General features: G+C 63.1%; 14 protein-coding genes. 5 read left to right on the top strand and 9 right to left on the bottom strand.

Features of this window, described 5'->3' with window-relative positions:
* Window positions 1-204: 204 nt before the first annotated feature.
* Window positions 205-3,072, top strand: a complete 2,868-nt coding sequence (locus ACQ3C8_RS07005; protein WP_428852944.1) for an HD domain-containing phosphohydrolase — start codon at window positions 205-207, stop codon at window positions 3,070-3,072.
* Window positions 3,073-3,084: 12 nt separating this feature from the next.
* Here ACQ3C8_RS07005 and ACQ3C8_RS07000 read toward each other — a convergent pair whose 3' ends face one another.
* On the bottom strand, window positions 3,085-4,521 hold the full coding sequence (locus ACQ3C8_RS07000; protein WP_428852943.1) for a heavy metal sensor histidine kinase: 1,437 nt from the start codon (window positions 4,519-4,521) through the stop codon (window positions 3,085-3,087).
* Window positions 4,511-5,185, bottom strand: coding sequence for a heavy metal response regulator transcription factor (locus ACQ3C8_RS06995; RefSeq protein WP_428852942.1), 675 nt, complete (start codon window positions 5,183-5,185; stop codon window positions 4,511-4,513). The genes ACQ3C8_RS07000 and ACQ3C8_RS06995 overlap by 11 nt, the downstream gene beginning before the upstream one ends.
* 351 nt (window positions 5,186-5,536) lie before the next feature.
* Between ACQ3C8_RS06995 and ACQ3C8_RS06990 the strand changes: the two genes are divergently transcribed.
* The 3 genes from ACQ3C8_RS06990 to ACQ3C8_RS06980 all read left to right on the top strand — a co-directional run bounded on the left by ACQ3C8_RS06990 (window position 5,537) and on the right by ACQ3C8_RS06980 (window position 9,221).
* Complete coding sequence (locus ACQ3C8_RS06990; RefSeq protein WP_428852941.1) at window positions 5,537-7,381, top strand: copper resistance system multicopper oxidase; 1,845 nt, start codon at window positions 5,537-5,539, stop codon at window positions 7,379-7,381.
* Between the two features lie 280 nt (window positions 7,382-7,661).
* A complete protein-coding gene (locus tag ACQ3C8_RS06985) occupies window positions 7,662-8,687 on the top strand; it encodes a copper resistance protein B (RefSeq protein WP_428849609.1) in 1,026 nt (341 codons plus the stop codon).
* A 33-nt stretch (window positions 8,688-8,720) separates the two neighbouring features.
* Window positions 8,721-9,221 (top strand): cupredoxin domain-containing protein, encoded by a 501-nt coding sequence (locus ACQ3C8_RS06980; protein WP_009522628.1) that lies wholly within the window; start codon window positions 8,721-8,723, stop codon window positions 9,219-9,221.
* Window positions 9,222-9,279: 58 nt separating this feature from the next.
* Here the strand turns inward: ACQ3C8_RS06980 and ACQ3C8_RS06975 are convergent, their stop codons facing one another.
* A complete protein-coding gene (locus tag ACQ3C8_RS06975) occupies window positions 9,280-10,200 on the bottom strand; it encodes a LysR family transcriptional regulator (RefSeq protein WP_428852940.1) in 921 nt (306 codons plus the stop codon).
* 113 nt (window positions 10,201-10,313) lie between these two features.
* On the opposite strand from ACQ3C8_RS06975, the gene ACQ3C8_RS06970 reads away from it, so the two are divergent.
* The gene (locus ACQ3C8_RS06970) at window positions 10,314-11,057 is read left to right on the top strand and encodes an SDR family oxidoreductase (protein WP_428852939.1); all 744 of its coding nucleotides are present in this window, start codon (window positions 10,314-10,316) and stop codon (window positions 11,055-11,057) included.
* A gap of 54 nt (window positions 11,058-11,111) precedes the next feature.
* Here the strand turns inward: ACQ3C8_RS06970 and ACQ3C8_RS06965 are convergent, their stop codons facing one another.
* The 6 genes from ACQ3C8_RS06965 to guaB form a co-directional block, all read right to left on the bottom strand.
* Window positions 11,112-11,489, bottom strand: coding sequence for a hypothetical protein (locus tag ACQ3C8_RS06965; protein WP_009522625.1), 378 nt, complete (start codon window positions 11,487-11,489; stop codon window positions 11,112-11,114).
* A gap of 292 nt (window positions 11,490-11,781) precedes the next feature.
* Complete coding sequence (locus ACQ3C8_RS06960) at window positions 11,782-12,840, bottom strand: endonuclease/exonuclease/phosphatase family protein (RefSeq protein ID WP_428852938.1); 1,059 nt, start codon at window positions 12,838-12,840, stop codon at window positions 11,782-11,784.
* Window positions 12,841-13,107: 267 nt separating this feature from the next.
* Window positions 13,108-13,455 carry a GFA family protein gene (locus tag ACQ3C8_RS06955; RefSeq protein WP_009522623.1) on the bottom strand — a complete coding sequence of 116 codons (348 nt, stop codon included), beginning with the start codon at window positions 13,453-13,455 and terminating at the stop codon, window positions 13,108-13,110.
* A 263-nt stretch (window positions 13,456-13,718) separates the two neighbouring features.
* Window positions 13,719-15,338, bottom strand: a complete 1,620-nt coding sequence (guaA, locus tag ACQ3C8_RS06950; protein WP_428852937.1) for a glutamine-hydrolyzing GMP synthase — start codon at window positions 15,336-15,338, stop codon at window positions 13,719-13,721.
* Window positions 15,313-15,891 carry a hypothetical protein gene (locus ACQ3C8_RS06945; protein ID WP_428852936.1) on the bottom strand — a complete coding sequence of 193 codons (579 nt, stop codon included), beginning with the start codon at window positions 15,889-15,891 and terminating at the stop codon, window positions 15,313-15,315. Before ACQ3C8_RS06945 ends, guaA begins: the two co-directional genes overlap by 26 nt.
* Window positions 15,892-16,026: 135 nt before the next feature.
* Window positions 16,027-17,487 (bottom strand): IMP dehydrogenase, encoded by a 1,461-nt coding sequence (gene guaB, locus ACQ3C8_RS06940; protein ID WP_009522620.1) that lies wholly within the window; start codon window positions 17,485-17,487, stop codon window positions 16,027-16,029.
* Window positions 17,488-17,577: the final 90 nt, after the last annotated feature.

Raw genomic sequence — 17,577 nt, 5'->3', positions numbered from 1 at the left:
GGATAACCCAGCCGATAATTGACCATAAAGCCACAGCGATCTCATTGCACCCCCATACAAAAAAATGAATGTATGGATGGATAATCTCCTTTCCGCCGTGCATAATCGCAAAACATAATAAGGCCGGCCATGACCGGCTCATATAATCAGGCGCAGGCAACAGCAACTAGAAAAGCCAGCCTACAAGCCCTCGGAGAGGCATGCATGAACGGGAAATCGCGAGGCATCTCGCTCAAGAGCCTGATTGCCTGGGCCATCATTGCGGGCGTCGCCCTCCTCGGCGGCACGCTGACATGGCGGAGCTATTCCGGCATGCAGAATATCGTGCTCTCGGCGGCGGAGGATTATGCCGAACAGCTAGGTGTCATCGTCAACGAGCGCGCAGAGCGCATCCTGGAACCAGCCCAGCAAACTATCCGTATTCTCGCGCTCGACCCCGTCGCCAACGCGACCGACATGACCGCGCGACTGGCGAGACTGCCCGTGCTCGCTCAGCTCCTCAATTCCAATGCCATGTGGAGCGCCGTCTACGCCGGGTTCGATAATGGCGACTTCCTGCTGCTGCGCCGGCTGGGCACCACCCCAGCCCGCACACGCGTGAACGCGCCCGCGGACAGCGCCTACCTGCTCCAGACCATCACCAATAACGCCACGGGCGGCCGGCAGGGGCACTGGCGTTTCTATGATGCCGAGCTGCGCCTGTTACGTGAAGACCTCAAGCCCGACTACGACTTCGATCCGCGCACCCGCGCCTGGTACACGCATACCGCGAAGATGGTCCTGACCGATCCGTACACCTTCTTCACCACGGGCGAAGCCGGCGTCACGCTTGCCCAGCGTAGCGCCCGGAACAATGGCGTGATCGGCCTGGACGTGTCCGTCGCTGACCTGAGTGCCCGCATGGACGACCTACAGATGACGCCTGGCACGCAGCTGGCAGTCGTCGACGAGCAAGGGCTCGTCATCGCACATCACCACGGTAATCCGGTGGCCGGAGGCGATGGCCCCCTCCACCTCAAGGCACTGGCCGAGACCGATCAGTCGGCGCTCGCAGCGATACTGGCCCAAGGCATTGCAGCCCAGCCCACGCACTACTCCTCGGCTGGCGCCGAATGGTATGGCATGAAGGTCCCGCTATCGCGGCTGGGCCAGCAGGAAATCAACCTGTTGATTGCAGTCCCGGCTGCGGAGATGCTAGCCGAGGGGCGCAAGGTGCTCGTCAACGAGATCCTCTGGATTGCGATCCTGACCCCCGTGATGCTATTGATCGGACTGGTGTTGGGGCGACGGTTGGGCCGGCCGCTCGACCAGCTTGCGCAGCAGGTGCAAGAGCTATCCGGATTCGATTTCAGCAAGCCGGTCGGCGTCCGCTCCCATGTGCGTGAGGTCCAGACGCTTAGCGACGTGCTGGGCCGCATGTCGCGCACCATCCGCGACTTCGAGGCAATCACGCTGACACTCAACCAGGAAATCCGCCTCGACGCGACCTTGAATGAAGTCCTGCAGCGTCTGGTGAGCATTTCCGGCGTAGCGAGCGGTGCAGTCTACCTGCTTCCCGATACCGGTGCGTCGCTCCAGCTGGCCTCTGCTTCGGCAACGGATCGCTATCCCGAAGAGGTAGCGTGCACGTCGCAAGATGCCGATGAGGCAGTCGCCGCTGTGCGCACCGCCCTCGGCAACCATCCCGGGTATCTCGTACTGTCATTGAGTGGGCGTGCGCAGAACCTGCTGGGTGTGCTGGTGCTCCAGCTGGCCGCCGAACATAACATCACACCAAGATTCGAGAAGGCGTTCCATAACTTCGTCAGTGATTTGTCGGGCGCCTTGGCCGTCGCGATCGAAACCCGCCAGTTGCTGGAAAACCAGAAGCGCCTGCTTGATGCGATCATCAAGCTGCTCGCAGGCGCCATCGATGCCAAGAGCCCGTATACGGCTGGCCATTGCGAACGTGTACCGGAGCTGGCGCATCTGCTCCTGAATCGCGTGATCGAAGCCAAGACCGGACCATTCGCGGATTTCAGCATGACCGATGCCGAACTCGACGAATTCCGCATCGCCGCCTGGCTCCATGATTGCGGAAAGATCACCAGCCCCGATTTCATCGTCGACAAGGCCACCAAGCTGGAGACGCTCTACAACCGCATCCACGAGATCCGCACGCGCTTCGAAGTACTCTGGCGCGACGCCGAGATCGACTACTGGAAACAGGTTGCCGAAGGCGGTGATCCTGCTCTCCTGCGGAAAGCGCGTGACGCGCGGCAGGCCGAGCTTCAGGAGATGTTCCGTTTCGTTGCCCATGCCAACGTCGGTACTGAGTCGGTCGAGGATGCGGACATCGCACGGCTCAACGATATTGGCAAGCAACCGTGGACTCGGCATTTCGACAACAGTATCGGCATCTCCGAGGCAGAAACGCGGCAGCTTGCCAGGGTTGAAACTGCTCCATTGCCGGTTGTCGAAACGTTGCTATCCGATCGCCCCGAGCATATTCAGGTGTGGGGAGATCGCCGCCCGCCTGTGGAGCCGGACGACCCGCGTAATCGGTGGGGCTTCCGCATGACCCTGCCCGCCCACGCCCATAACCATGGCGAACTCTACAACCTGAGCATTCGCCGCGGGACGCTCAACGCCGAAGAACGTTTCAAGGTCAACGAGCATATCGTGCAGACCATCATCATGCTCGAGAGCCTGCCCCTGCCGCGCGGACTCCAGCGGATTCCCGCCATTGCCGGGCATCACCACGAGAAGATGAACGGCTCCGGCTATCCGCGCCGGGTGATGGCGAAAGACCTCAGTATCACCGAGCGCGTCATGGCCATCGCCGACATCTTCGAAGCGCTGACTGCCGCGGACCGTCCCTACAAGAAAGCCAAGACGCTCACGGAGTCGCTCAACATCCTTGCCACCATGGCACGCGACGGGCACATCGACCCCGCGCTGTTCGAGCTGTTCCTGACGAGTGGTGTCTATCTGGACTATGCGCGGCACTACCTGATGCCATCGCAACTGGATACCGTGGATATACGCAAGTATCTGGAAATCGCCGGCCTGCCCGTCACCGCATCCGCCTGACCTGCTGCACCGTCAGGTGGTACGCGCCAGCGGCAGGGTCACTTCAAACGTGGTGTGCGCATCATCCGAGCATGCGCGTACCTGCCCGCCATGCAGCTCGACGATCGACTTGACGATAGCCAACCCCAGCCCGGCGCCCTGCCCCTTGCGCCGGCGCGCTGGATCAAGCCGGTAGAAGCGGTTGAACAGCAGCGGCAGCGCCTCTGCCGGAATACGCTTGCCGGGATTGGACACCCGGATCACCGCAACGTCCCCGGTATCGGCAAGATGCACCTCCACTGCCTGTCCGGGCGCCGTGTGCTGGACCGCGTTCGACAGCAAATTACCCAGGGCGCGCCGCATCATATCGCGGTCAGCATTGACCTTCGATGCCTCGCCTGCGCGCCGGAGATGCACCTGGCGGTCTTCCGCCCAGGCGCCGAAATAGTCGAACAGGTCTTCCGCCAGTTCCGTCAGATCGACGGGAACCAGCCGCCGGCTACCCGGATCGTTTTCCGTCTGCGCAAGAAACAGCATGTCGCCGATCATGCGCGACATCTGCTCGAATTCCTCCAGGTTGGAATACAGCACCTCGCGGTACTCGTCCGCGCTGCGGACCTGGCTGAGGGCCACCTGCGTATGCGTGGTCAGGTTGGTCACCGGAGTGCGCAATTCATGCGCAATGTCCGCCGAGAAGTTGGACAGTTGCTGAAAGCCGTTTTCCAGGCGTTGCAGCATGTCGTTGAAGGCCACCACCAGGTCGGTCAGCTCGACCGGCACTTCCTGCGGGTTGAGGCGCACGTGCAACTGCGATGAACCGATGGCGCGAATCCGGGCGTTGACCTTGCGGATCGGCACATGCCCCCACTGCACCGCCAGCCATGCCACGAGCAGGGCAAGGCACAGCACGACGCCAGTCGCCCACCAGATCATGCGCTTGAAGCGATGCAGGTAGGTCATATGGAAATCCATGTCCATGGCAACGGCGATGCGCAGTTCGTCTGCCGGTTCCGCGCCGCTCGCAGACGGTGCCGGCACCCGCAGCACGCCACCGCGATAGGTACTGCCACCCTCCTCCCACACCGACACGGTACGCGCTTCCAGTGCCGCTACCGGCGCAAGACGTGCCGACAGTGCATGCAGATCAGGACCGCCATTTGTATAGACTTGCCGGCCCTGCCCATCACCCACGTAGTAGTACACCTTGTGGTGCCCCGATACGGCGCCGGCCAGCCGCGCCTGTCGTTGTACCAAAGGCGCGTCGCCCGGCGTTTCCGCCAGCGCGCGCGAAACGGCGGTGGCAACCGCAGCCAGCTCGCCGGCATCCTGCTCGGCAAAATGGAACTCAAGCGAGCGCTCCACCAGCCAGCTGAAACTGAGGAACACCAGCGCGATCACCACGCCAACCAGCAGCGTGACGCGTAGTGCCAGCGAAGCGGGCCGGTGAACCCGGCGAGGATCACTCGACATCAAGCATGTACCCCATGCCACGCACCGTATGGATCAGGCGCGGCTCGAAGGCATCGTCGATCTTGGCACGCAAGCGGCGAATCGCAACATCGATCACATTGGTATCGCTGTCGAAATTCATATCCCATACCTGCGAGGCAATCAGGGAACGCGGCAGGACTTCGCCGCGGCGGCGCGCCAGCAGTTCGAGCAAGGCGAATTCCTTGCCGGTGAGGGGAATGCGCTGCCCTCCCCGCGTGGCCCGGCGGCGCGCCAGGTCAAGCTCCAGATCTGCGATTTGCAGCACATCGGGCTGGGCGGGCGCACTGCCACGGCGCAACAGCGTGCGCACGCGGGCCAGCAGCTCGGAAAACGCAAACGGCTTCACCAGATAGTCATCCGCGCCCAGCTCGAGCCCCTTCACGCGATCATCCACGCTGCCACGCGCCGTCAGGAACAGCACTGGCACCTGCTTGCCTGCGTTGCGCACCGCCTGCACGATGCGCCAGCCGTCGACATCGGGCAGCATCACATCAAGGATGATCAGGTCATAGATGTCATCGAGTGCGAGATGATGGCCGTCCAGCCCGTTGCGGGCCAGGTCCACGATGAACCCCGCTTCCACCAGGCCCTGGCGGAGGTAGTCGGCTGTCTTCTCTTCGTCTTCGATCACCAGCAGTTTCATCTCTCATCCCGTAGACATCCGCGCGCAGCCGCAACCGGATCAATGTAGCGACGGCCAGCAGACAGGAACATGACGTGAACATGACATAAATGTAATGTTCGGGACAGATTCCGGACAGCCGCACCACCCTACCATGCTCCTCGGATCCCCTGCCATGCAAGCCTGTGAATGGTGCGGGCATGCTACGTCAGTAGGGGCCGGCCATGCAGTTCAATCGTATGGCTCAGCCGCAAGGTTTAGCTGATAGCGCTGTCCGCCGGCTTGGCAGTGCCAATGGTATCCGGCATTCCGGCCCTCGCCAGCCTTGTGCAGGTTTTTAGTTCTTCCTGGCTTCTGGAGTCCATCCCTGACATGAACCGCCCTTCGCCTCTCATCCTGTCGGTCGCGCCGCCCAGTGCCTCGCGCCGCCGCTTTGTCCAAGGACTCGCCGCCGGTGGCGTCATGGCCGCGGTCTCCATTCCAGGACTGGCGGCGCTGGTCCAACCAGTTACCCAATCAGCTGCTGCACGCCCCGTGCCCGAACTGCGCGGTACGACCTTCGATCTCGTAGTCAGCGAAATGCCTGTCAATTTCACCGGCAAGCCTGGCATGGCGCCGGTCATCAATGGCTCGCTGCCGGCGCCGACACTGCGCTGGCGCGAGGGCGAGACGGTCACCATCCGCGTCACCAACCGCTTGCGGGAACATACGTCCATCCATTGGCACGGCATCATCCTGCCGTACCAGATGGACGGCGTACCCGGGATCAGCTTTGGCGGCATCGCACCCGGCGAAACCTTCACCTACCGTTTCAAGGTCCAGCAAAGCGGCTCGTACTGGTACCACTCCCATTCCGGTTTCCAGGAAATGACCGGCATGTACGGCGCGATCATCATCGACCCGGCCGGCCCCGAGACCATCCGCGCCGACCGCGAGCATGTGCTGGTGTTCTCCGACTGGACCGATGAAGACCCGATGCGGGTACTCGGCAAGCTCAAGTCGCAGGGCGACATGTACAACTACAACCAGCCGACCGTCATGGATTTCTTCCGCGATGTCGCGCATGACGGGCTGGCGGGAGCGGTTGCCAAGCGCAAGATGTGGAATGAAATGCGCATGAGCCCGACAGACCTCGCCGACCTGTCATCCGCCACGCTGACCTATCTCGCCAACGGCACCACTCCGGCCGGCAACTGGACCGGACTGTTCCGCCCCGGCGAACGCGTGCGCCTGCGCATGGTCAACGGCGCGGGCAATACTTTCTATGATGTGCGCATTCCCGGCCTCAAGCTCAAGGTCGTGCATGTCGACGGGGTCGATGTGGAGCCGGTCACCGTGGATGAATTCCGCTTTGGCCCGGGCGAGACCATCGATGTCCTTGTCGAGCCGCGCGACGATGCCTACACGGTGTTCGCCCAGGCGATGGACCGCACCGGCTATGCACGCGCCACGCTCGCGGTACGCGACGGCCTGCAGGCGCCGGTGCCAGCGCTCGACCCGGCCGAATGGCTGACGATGGGCGACATGATGGGTGCGATGGACCACGGTGGTGGCGGTGGCGGACATGCAGGACACGGTGTCACGACTCCTTCCTCCACTGCGGCACATACCGGCATGCAGCACGGCGGCATGACGAACCAGCACGTCATGCATGCGGCCTCTGGCCATCCAGCGAACTCGCTGGCCCGGCCCAGCACGCGGGCGCGTCACGCCCGCACGGAATATGGGCCCAGCACCGACATGCGCGTCGACATGGCGCGCACCAACCTCGATGATCCGGGCATCGGCCTGCGCAACACCGGGCGGCGCGCGCTGACGCTGGCCGATCTGCACACCCCGGGCGGGCCGATGGATCCGCGTGGCGCGGAACGCGAGATCGAGCTGCACCTGACCGGTAACATGGAGCGCTACACCTGGTCGTTCGATGGCCTGGAGTTCGGGCAGTCCACGCCGGTGCGTTTCCGCTACGGCGAACGCGTCCGCGTGATCCTGCACAACGACACCATGATGACGCACCCCATGCACCTGCACGGCATGTGGAGCGAACTGGAGAGCCCGGACGGCCGCTTCCTCGCGCGCCGGCACACCCTGCCGGTGCAACCCGCGCAGCGCATCAGCTTCCTCGTCACGGCCGATGCACTGGGCCGGTGGGCGTGGCACTGCCACCTGATGTTCCACATGGACATGGGCATGTTCCGCGAAGTTGTGGTGTCGTGAGCCCCAAGCAAGGAATCCAGTCATGACCCGTTACCCCTCACCGTTCCATCGCATGCCATACCGTCGCCCGATCTTTCGTCCTGCTTACGGTCTTGCAGCCCTGGCCGCGGCTGCCGCGCTCTCCGGCCAGGCGATGGCGCAGGATCACGCCGCGCATGGCAACGCATCGCCACCGGCTGACAATGACCAGCCAGCGGCCACGCAGGGCAAGCGTCACACCCCGGCCAAGCCGGCTTCTGGGCATGCCGGCCACGGCCATGGCACCCATGCTGGGCATGCCATGCACGGACAACATGCAGCCCCTGCTCCTGCCAACCCGTCGACTTCCGACGTTGATCACAGCACCGGACACGATGCGGGTCACGCGGGACATGCCGGGCATGGCGCTGCTGCGATGCCTGCGCCTGCCCTGCCACCTGCGCCGCAGGCACAACCTGCAGGACCGGATGTGCATGCGGGCCATGGGGCTTCCGCACAGGCGCCGGCGGCCCACGCGGACCACGCCTCCGAGACACCTGCCACGGAAGAAGCAGCCATGGACCATGGCGACATGCGCATGCAAGGCGGGTCGGCCCCGGCCGATGCGCGTGACCCGCATGGTTATGCCGACGGCTTGGCCCGTAACAGCGGCCCCTATGCGGTGCCGGGCATCCCCCATCTCATGATGGCGGACGAACACCTGTTCGCTGCGTTCCGCGCCGAAACGCTCGAACGCCGCTTCACCCGCAGAGGTGGTAATGCCACGGCCTACGGCGTACAGGGCTGGTTTGGCGGCACATACAACCGCGCGGTCCTCAAGGCAGAAGGCAATGTCGCGCAAGGCAAGCTGCAGGAAGGCCGCACGGAGTTGCTGTGGAGCCATGCCGTCAGCGGCTACTGGGATACCCAGCTCGGCCTGCGCGCCGACCACGGCGAAGGACCGGGCCGCCAATGGCTGGCCTTCGGCATGCAGGGGCTGGCGCCGTACTGGTTCGAAGTCGACGCTACGGCCTATGTGGGAACGCACGGCCGCACTGCATTGCGGCTCGAAACCAGCTATGAACTGCTGCTCACCCAGCGGCTCGTGCTGGAACCTCGTATCGAAATGCAGCTGTATGGCAAAGACGATCCCGCCCGCCATATCGGGCGCGGCCTGGCGGAAGCATCCGCTGGCCTGCGCCTGCGCTACGAATTCACCCGCCAGTTCGCGCCGTATATCGGCGTGGAACGCGCGGCAAGTTTTGGACGTACCGCAGACATGATCCGCGCCGATGGCGGCCGAGCCCAGCAGACCCGCTGGGTGGCAGGCGTTCGTTTCTGGTTCTGATCCCGACAGGCATTGCAACCACAAGGAGTTTTCATGAGGACTTCACGCACGCTGCTCGGTGTGGCCGCGCTGGCCGCCGCGCTTTCCTTTCCGGCGCTAGCAGCCCCTGGGCATGGCGCTCACGGCGCACATGGCTCCCATGGCAGCACCAGTGCATATGCCAGTGCAATAGGCCAGCCAGGGGATCCGGCCAAGGTGACCCGCACGGTGGAAATCACCATGGACGACACGATGCGCTTCACGCCTGCCTCGGTGGAGGCCAAGGCTGGCGAAACCATCCGCTTCTTCTTGAAGAACGAAGGCAAGGTGCCGCACGAGATGGTGATCGGCACGCTGAGCGAGCTCCAGGAGCACGCGGAGATGATGCGCAAGATGCCCGACATGAAGCATGACGATCCCAACTCCGCGACGCTGGCGCCTGGCAAGCGCGGAGGCATTGTTTGGCAGTTCACGCAGGCGGGCACCGTAGATTTCGCTTGCCTGATCCCGGGTCACTTCGAGGCGGGCATGGTGGGGAAAGTCACCGTCCAGTGAGCATCATATAAGCCGCGCCATGGCACCCGGCATCCGGCCGACGCCGTAGGGCGGGCCGTCAGGCACGGCCCGATGGCAGCGGGCCGAACTCCGCTGCATACAACCGGCTGAGCCAGTCGATCAGAACACGTACACGCGGCGAACGCTGGCGGTGACGCGGGTATAGCACGGACAGCGGCAGCGCCGGGCTGGGCCATGCCGCCAGCACTTCGACAAGCGTACCGGCGCGCAAGGCGTCCGCCACGTGAAACCGTGGCAACTGGATCAGGCCTGCGCCATGCAGGCCGCACACGACGTAGTTTTCCGCATCGTTCACGGCCATCCAGGCCGGCAGGGAGAATGTCTGCATGCGCCCATCGACCTGCAGCATGATGGGGTAATCCTGCGCACCGTTGCTGGCAAAAAACCGCACCATGTGGTGCTGTGCCAAGTCCTGCGGATGCCGGGGCTGGCCGTGCGCGGCAAGATAGCCCGGGCTGGCGCACACCACCTGCGGCATGAGCGCCAGGCGGCGCGCTACCAGTGACGAGTCGCGCGGCGTGCCGGCGCGCAACACGCAGTCCACCCCTTCCCGAACCAGATCGACCAGTCGGTCGCCACTGCTGACAACCACCTCAATGTCTGGATACCGCGCGTGAAATTCCGCCATGCGCGGCAGGACTATGCGGGCGGCATGCGTGCCATGCATGTCCACGCGCAGGATGCCGCGTGGCTGGGCCGATGCCGGACGCAGCGCAGCTTCGGCATCTTCCAGTTCAGACAACAGGCGGACGCATCGTGCATAGAACGCCTGCCCGTCCGCTGTCGGGTGGACATGCCGTGTGGTCCGCTCCAGCAGGCGCGCGCCCAGGCGCTCCTCCAGCGCCTTGATGGCGTGCGTGGCTGTGGCGCGCGGCAGGTTCAGCGCTGCCGCCGCCCGGCTGAAGCTGCCAAGCTCGACAATACGGGCGAACAGTTGCAGCGAATCGAAGCGGTCCATAGCAATTGTTGACGAAAATTGAATTGTCTTGGCAATTTACCAGCCTTTATCGACGCCGGTACGCCAGCCATACTGCAAGCACGTTTTTTTTGCCATGTACTGCAGGAGTATCCATGACCACGACTTCCATCCAGAAAGCCGCCATCGTCACAGGCGGCACGCGCGGTATCGGCCTGGCCATCGCACAACGCGTGGCCGCAGACGGCTTTGCCGTGGCGCTGCACTATGCCGGCAATGACGCCGCTGCCGCCCAGGCAGTGGCCGGTATCGAAGCTGCCGGCGGAACCGCCTTGGCGGTACGCGGCGATATTGCGGATGACGCCGCCGTGCAGTCACTGTACGCCACGACGCTGGCGGCATTCGGCCGGATCGACGCGGTGGTAAATAGCGCAGGCATCATGACGCTCTCCCCGATCGAGCAAGGTGCGATGGAAGCATTCGACAGCATGATGGCCACCAACCTGCGCGGCACCTACCTGATGATGACGCATGCCGCACGGCACCTCGGCAATGGCGGCCGTTTCATCACGCTGTCGAGCAGCGTGATCGGCAAGAGCCTGCCGGGCTATGGCGCCTATATTGCCTCGAAAGCTGGCGTGGAAGGCCTGGTGCGCGTATTCGCGAACGAATTGCGGGGGCGCGGCATCACCGTCAATGCCGTGGCACCCGGCCCTGTCGGGACGGAATTGTTCCTGCGTGGCAAGCAACCCGAGCAGATTGCCCAGATCGTTGCCATGACGCCGCTGGAACGCCTGGGCACGCCTGAGGATATTGCCGGAGCAGTCGCCTTTCTGGTGGGCCCGGATGGCGGTTGGGTGAATGGCCAGATCATGCGCGTGAATGGCGGCTTTGTCTGACGCAGGGGGAGCCGGGAAGGCATGCTGGCATGCACGCCTTCCCGTCGTGCACGCTTACTCGCTGACCTTGTAGGTCTTGAGCTCGGACATCAGGTTGTCCAGCGCGCGTACCGTGGCGCGCACGGCCAGGCGCTGCGCATCGCCCGAGGTACGGCCAGCGGTATCGTAGCTCACCATGGTGAATGTCTCGGCCGGGTGAACCTTCGAGCCACGCGGTCGAATGCCGACGATGGAATGGCCGATCACCACATTGTTCAGCACGTAGGCAGTGGACTGGATGAAAAGCTGGTGCTTGGCATTGAAGCGCGCACAGTATTCATCGCTGACATGGCTGCCGATCTCCTGCGCGATCAACGCGCGCGTGCTGTCTTCGCCATAGTGGTACCAGCTGAACTGGCAGGCATGCGCATTTCCTGCGACAGCGAACGACATGGCAAGAAATGCTAGAACCTTCTTCAAGATGACCCCCTTCTGTTTTTCTGGCTTGGTATGACGGCAGCATGCAGGCTGTCCATATGGTGCGCCATTGCGGACAGATTGCATGGAGAAGCGCATGAATACTGGCTTCCCGGGCCGAAAGCTTACCTTGGCAGGAATGGAAGTCAAGAAATCGGATGGATATCCCCTCGAAAGCGGCATGCTGGCATGGGTTTCATCGTGATGTCATGATGCGTGTCCCTGCATGTGTATCGTGCAGACTGCGCATGCGACTGGAGAAACGTCTTTACTCACGCGAAACGGATGCCCGCATTGCAGCGAGAATCGCATCGCCATTTTCCAGGCTCAGCTCGATCCACATCGGCAGATGATCGCTCATGCGATACGTCCGCCAATCGCGGTAGCTGCGGCCCGGCGATGGCGCACGGACGGCGGCATACTGTACCTCGTCCTCCAGGCGATAGACATGCGCAAAGAAATCGAACACGCCTGCCCGGCGAGTGGGGCTGATCTGCGACAGCTGCCGGTACCATGCAATCTGGTCGTAATGCTTGTCGCGCGCGACGTTGGTGCCTGGTACAGACTGTAATTCCGGTGGAACCACGAAGCCTGCACGCGTGATTGCTTCCATCGTCACATCCCGGCGATTGAAGATGTTGAAGTCACCCAGCATGATGAGATTGCCTGGGCCGGGAGCCACGTCGGGACACTCCTGCGGTGCGCCGGAGAATGCTCCGGCATGGCGCGCCAGCGTACGGGCGAATGCGGTGATTTCCTCTAGTCGGCGCGGCTCTGCTGCCGCCGCTTGGCCGTAGTAAATATGCACAGTGGCCAAAGTGAGGTCGGCCCAGCCAGCCCGGAAGCCGGCGATGTACGGCGAGCGCGCCATCTGCACCGGCTCGGCTTGCGCCTTGCCTTCGCGGGGCAATACCAGCTCCGCCGCCAGGCCGGTAAAGGCAACCTTGCGGCGGTCATACAGATAGGCCATGCGCTCGGCATTGCCTGCGGTACCGAGCGTCACATCGGTCACGAGGTAGTCCCACCACGCGCCAAGCAGGCTACGCACCCGCTGCAACGCGTACAGCCCTTGCCGCACCTCCTGGATGGCGATCAGGTCGAAGCGGCCGAGGATCTCCGCAATGTAGTAGTACGCCTCGTCGTCTCGCCAGCCATGTCGGCCGGCATCGAATTCGCGGATATTCCAGGTCGCCAGCAGGAGCGTGTCAGTTGCGGTCCGCGCGGGTATCTCTGCGGACAACGCAGCGCGTAGTCTCGTCAGCCCGACAGTGGTGCGGGAGCGGATGGCGGTATCGGTGATCTGCTGCAGGAAAGCATAATCCAGCATGGGCTGCGGCTCCTCGAGTACGGTAAGCCCGTCCCCAGGAAGCAGCAGAACCTGCCTTGATCGCAGCTCACCAGTGCGGGTTCGGTGAGGCTAGCCCAGTACGCAGCATGATCGGTCGTTCTGCTATCGTGTTCCGGTCTACACGGTTATTTGATTCGCGTAGCGTGTGGCGGCTTCCGCGCTCAAGAGCCACTACGCTGCATGTACTCGCGCACCAAAGCCGAGATATGTATTTCATCGCAGCCTGCAAGCAGGCTGCGATCCGCCTCATGCCGAACGCCCGTCGTACTGCTGCACGGGAATCGCCGCAAGGTCGACATCGTCAAGACAGCGGATATTGATGGCCGCCATGGCCCTGCCTTCAGGATCTTGTCCTTCGCCATATGGGTGTATGCCGCATACTGGGCAAAAGCGATGCTTGATCACGTGCTTGTTGAATGTGTATGTGCTAGCAGCCTCTTCCGGACTTCGCAGCTGGAGAGCGGCACGAGGCACAAACCATAGTAATGCCCCCTTGCGCTGACACATGGAACAGTTGCAGGCCAGCGCTCCCTTGATGTCACCTTCCACATCGAAGGCGATCCTGCCGCAATGGCAACTACCCTTGTATTTCATATCCGCTCCTCAAGTCGCTCGATTCGCAACATCGGCGAGACCCACAATGCATACCGAGCATGGCCCACGTGCAACACAAGATTGGTATGCGGGCAGTGCCGGGTCCCGCGCACCACCCATCGACTATCGCCGGCGAACCACTGCCATTCACCGATGCCTGTTGATGAGAGTAGTCGAACCGGCCGTAAATGACAAAGCCCCGCTGTTCCGGCTTTCGCTCGAGAATAGCGGGGCTTTAGAAATGCAGGTGGAATAACTCTACCTCACTCCCACTCGATCGTCGCCGGCGGCTTGCCCGAAATGTCGTACACCACCCGGTTGATGCCGCGCACTTCGTTGATGATGCGGTTCGACACGGTACCGAGCAGCGCATGCGGCAGGTGCGCCCAGTGGGCGGTCATGAAGTCGGTGGTCTGGACCGCGCGCAGGGCCACGACGTAGTCGTAGGTGCGGCCATCGCCCATCACGCCGACGGACTTGACCGGCAGGAACACGGCGAAGGCCTGGCTGGTGAGGTCGTACCAGCTCTTGCCGATGTCTTCTGCGGTGCACAGGCCGGCAGCGGCGTCGTGTGCAGAAGCGACCGTATCGCGCAGTTCGGAGATGAAGATGTCATCGGCGCGGCGCAGCAGGTCGGCGTATTCGGATTTCACTTCGCCGAGAATGCGCACGCCGAGGCCCGGGCCGGGGAACGGGTGGCGGTAGACCATTTCGCGCGGCAGGCCGAGGGCCACGCCGAGTTCACGGACCTCATCCTTGAACAGCTCGGTGAGCGGTTCAAGCAGCTTGAGATGCAGCGTGTCTGGCAGGCCGCCGACGTTATGGTGGCTCTTGATGGCATGCGCAGCGTTCTTGCCTTTGCCGGCGGATTCGATCACGTCCGGATAGATAGTGCCCTGGGCCAGCCATTTGGCGCTCTTGAGCTTGCCGGATTCGGCCTGGAACACTTCGACGAATTCCGCGCCGATGATCTTGCGCTTGCGTTCCGGGTCGGTCACGCCGGCCAGCTTGCCGAGGAAGGCATCGGAGGCATCGACCTGGATGACCTTCACGCCGAGGTTGCGGGCGAACATGTCCATGACCTTCTGGCCTTCGTCGAGGCGCAGCAGGCCATGGTCGACGAACACGCAGGTGAGCTGGTCACCGATAGCACGGTGGATCAGCGCGGCGGCCACGCTCGAATCGACACCACCGGAGAGGCCGAGAATGACTTCTTCATCGCCGACCTGCTTGCGGATATTTTCTACGGCTTCAGTGATGTAGTCCCCCATCACCCAGTCCTGACGCGCGCCGCAGATGCCGACCACGAAGCGTTCGAGCAGGGCCTTGCCCTGAACGGTATGCGTGACCTCCGGGTGAAACTGCACGCCGTAGAAGCGGCGCGTCTCGTCGGCCATGCCAGCCACCGGGCATGCCGGCGTGGAGGCCATGAGCTTGAAGCCGTCGGGCATCTTCTGCACTTTGTCGCCGTGGCTCATCCATACCTTGAGCATGCCGTGGCCTTCCGGCGTGACGAAGTCCTCGATGTCGCGCAGCAGTTCGGTATGACCATGAGCACGAATCTCGGCATAACCGAATTCGCGGATGGTACCGTTCTCGCATGCGCCGCCGAGCTGTTCGGCCATCGTTTGCATGCCGTAGCAGATGCCCAGCACCGGTACGCCGGCCTCGAACACAGCCTGCGGCGCACGTGGTGTATCGCCGTCGATCACCGAGTTGGGGCCGCCGGACAGGATGATGCCCTTGGCGCCATAGTTGCGCACGAAGTCTTCGGAGACATCGTACGGATGGATCTCGCAGAAAACGTGCGCTTCGCGGATCCGGCGGGCGATCAGCTGGGTAACCTGGGAGCCGAAATCAAGGATGAGGATTTTGTCGTGCATGGTCGGATTGAGTTGAATCGGCATTGACGGGTGTCACATCGTGCGTGAACACCGGATCGCGCCAGGTGGGATCGAGCGTTGCGGGTGCAGGTGTCACAGGGACGCCTGTGGGCGTGGTATCGACAGTGGCTTCACGGGCTGCGGCGCGCTGTGCCTTTTCACGGCGGACCACGGCGGCGGCGGCGGGAATTTCGACGGCGGCGAACAGTGCCATGACAGCGGCAAGCACCGGCAGCCAGATGCGCCCTGCTCCGCTGACCGGCAGGTCGAAGAAGACAAGCCAGACGATGATGAGCACTGCGCAGGCGAGATTGACATTACCGGTCACGCCGGCTACCGGCGCGGTCAGGTGCCCGTTGAAGGCCGCGCGTGCCAGCAGCCACGCAAAGCCGATCAGCAGCACGCCAAGCATTTGGCCATACAGCGCCGGGGCCGGTTGCGGCAGTTGCAATCCTGCATAGATGGACTGCATCGGGGCGAGCAAGAGGATGATACCTACCAGGACCTGCAGCACGGCGTCCAGTAGCAGGATGACTCGTAACAGCGCTTTCATCGGACTCCTCCGGGGCGGGAATGCCCTGCGCCCCGTCGTGGGAGCGGCAGGGGTTCACGGAGCCGGCAGGCGTGCCACCGGCCGGCGCGAGCGGTCGGTTGGCGTGGCCACGGACACCGTGACCGCGCCCTACCGTCAGTCGAGATGATAGTTCGGTGCTTCCTTGGTGATCTGCACATCATGCACGTGCGATTCACGCATGCCGGCACCAGTGATCTGGACGAACTGGCTGGTCTCGTGCCATTCAGCAATCGAGGCGGCGCCGCAATAGCCCATGGAGGCCCGCACGCCACCACACAGCTGGTGGATGATCGCGAGCACCGAGCCCTTGTACGGCACGCGGCCTTCGATGCCTTCCGGCACGAGCTTTTCGGCGTTCGACGAGGAGTCCTGGAAGTAGCGGTCTGCCGCGCCTTCCTTCATGGCGCCAACCGAGCCCATGCCACGGTACGACTTGTATGAGCGGCCCTGGTAGAGAAATTCCTCGCCCGGCGATTCCTCGGTACCGGCGAACATGCCGCCCATCATGACCGCATGCGCGCCCGCTGCAAGCGCCTTGGCGACGTCGCCGGAGTAGCGCACGCCACCATCGGCGATGAGCGGCACACCCGAGCCCTTGAGCGCTTCAGCCACATTGGAGACCGCGGTAATCTGCGGCACCCCGACGCCAGCCACGATCCGCGTGGTGCAGATCGAGCCCGGGCCGATGCCGACCTTGACGCCATCGGCGCCATGGTCTGCCAGTGCCCTGGCGGCATCGCCAGTGGCGATGTTGCCGCCGATAACCTGGACGTGCGGGAAGTTCTGCTTGACCCAGCGGACACGCTCGAGCACGCCCTTGCTGTGGCCGTGGGCGGTATCGACCACGATCACGTCCACGCCGGCCTTGACCAGCAGTTCGATGCGCTCTTCGTTGTCCGGACCCACGCCGACGGCCGCGCCGACCAGCAACTGGCCGTGGCTGTCCTTGGTGGCCAGCGGGTGTTCGGTGGCTTTGAGAATGTCCTTGACGGTAATCAGGCCGCGCAGCTCGAAGGCATCGTCGACCACCAGCACACGCTCCAGGCGGTGCTTGTTCATCAGGCGCTTGGCGTCTTCCAGGGCGGTATTCTCGGCCACCGTTACCAGCTTCTCGCGCGGCGTCATCTTGGCGCGCACCGGAGCATCGAGTTCGTTCTCGAAACGCAGGTCACGGTTGGTGATGATGCCCACCACCGTGCGGCCTTCCACGACCGGGAAGCCGGAAATGCCATGCTGGTCAGACAGCGCGATCACGTCACGGATGCGCATGTCAGGCGAAATCGTGATCGGATCACGCAGCACGCCGGATTCGAAACGCTTGACCTTGGCTACCTCGCGCGCCTGATCCACCGGCTTCAGGTTCTTGTGGATGATGCCGACGCCACCTTCCTGCGCCATGGCAATGGCCAGACGCGCTTCCGTCACCGTATCCATCGCGGCGGAAACAAGCGGAATGTTGATATGGATGTCGCGGGTCAGCTGGGTACGAAGCGAGGTATCGCGGGGAAGCACGGCCGAATAGGCCGGAATGAGGAGCACGTCATCGAACGTGAGTGCTTTCTGGACAAGACGCATAGCAAATCCTCTAGGCGCAAAAGCAGATTATACAGGAATGACGCCGTTGCTGTTGGGGAATCGTCGCGCGGATGACGCCACCGTCGGGCC

This window comes from Imbroritus primus (assembly GCF_964332355.1).
GTDB lineage: Bacteria > Pseudomonadota > Gammaproteobacteria > Burkholderiales > Burkholderiaceae > Imbroritus > Imbroritus primus.
This window is presented reverse-complemented; position numbering and strand designations above follow the sequence as displayed.

Excerpts from the sequence above, each read along its gene's own strand:
- ACQ3C8_RS06945 (WP_428852936.1), bottom strand. The coding sequence starts at position 15,891 with ATGAAAGCGCTGTTACGAGTCATCCTGCTACTGGACGCCGTGCTGCAG.
- ACQ3C8_RS07000 (WP_428852943.1), bottom strand. The coding sequence starts at position 4,521 with ATGTCGAGTGATCCTCGCCGGGTTCACCGGCCCGCTTCGCTGGCACTA.
- ACQ3C8_RS06970 (WP_428852939.1), top strand. The coding sequence starts at position 10,314 with ATGACCACGACTTCCATCCAGAAAGCCGCCATCGTCACAGGCGGCACG.
- guaB (WP_009522620.1), bottom strand. The coding sequence starts at position 17,487 with ATGCGTCTTGTCCAGAAAGCACTCACGTTCGATGACGTGCTCCTCATT.
- ACQ3C8_RS06985 (WP_428849609.1), top strand. The coding sequence starts at position 7,662 with ATGCACGGACAACATGCAGCCCCTGCTCCTGCCAACCCGTCGACTTCC.
- ACQ3C8_RS06975 (WP_428852940.1), bottom strand. The coding sequence starts at position 10,200 with ATGGACCGCTTCGATTCGCTGCAACTGTTCGCCCGTATTGTCGAGCTT.
- ACQ3C8_RS06965 (WP_009522625.1), bottom strand. The coding sequence starts at position 11,489 with ATGTCGTTCGCTGTCGCAGGAAATGCGCATGCCTGCCAGTTCAGCTGG.
- ACQ3C8_RS06995 (WP_428852942.1), bottom strand. The coding sequence starts at position 5,185 with ATGAAACTGCTGGTGATCGAAGACGAAGAGAAGACAGCCGACTACCTC.
- ACQ3C8_RS06980 (WP_009522628.1), top strand. The coding sequence starts at position 8,721 with ATGAGGACTTCACGCACGCTGCTCGGTGTGGCCGCGCTGGCCGCCGCG.
- ACQ3C8_RS06955 (WP_009522623.1), bottom strand. The coding sequence starts at position 13,455 with ATGAAATACAAGGGTAGTTGCCATTGCGGCAGGATCGCCTTCGATGTG.
- ACQ3C8_RS06960 (WP_428852938.1), bottom strand. The coding sequence starts at position 12,840 with ATGCTGGATTATGCTTTCCTGCAGCAGATCACCGATACCGCCATCCGC.
- ACQ3C8_RS07005 (WP_428852944.1), top strand. The coding sequence starts at position 205 with ATGAACGGGAAATCGCGAGGCATCTCGCTCAAGAGCCTGATTGCCTGG.
- guaA (WP_428852937.1), bottom strand. The coding sequence starts at position 15,338 with ATGCACGACAAAATCCTCATCCTTGATTTCGGCTCCCAGGTTACCCAG.
- ACQ3C8_RS06990 (WP_428852941.1), top strand. The coding sequence starts at position 5,537 with ATGAACCGCCCTTCGCCTCTCATCCTGTCGGTCGCGCCGCCCAGTGCC.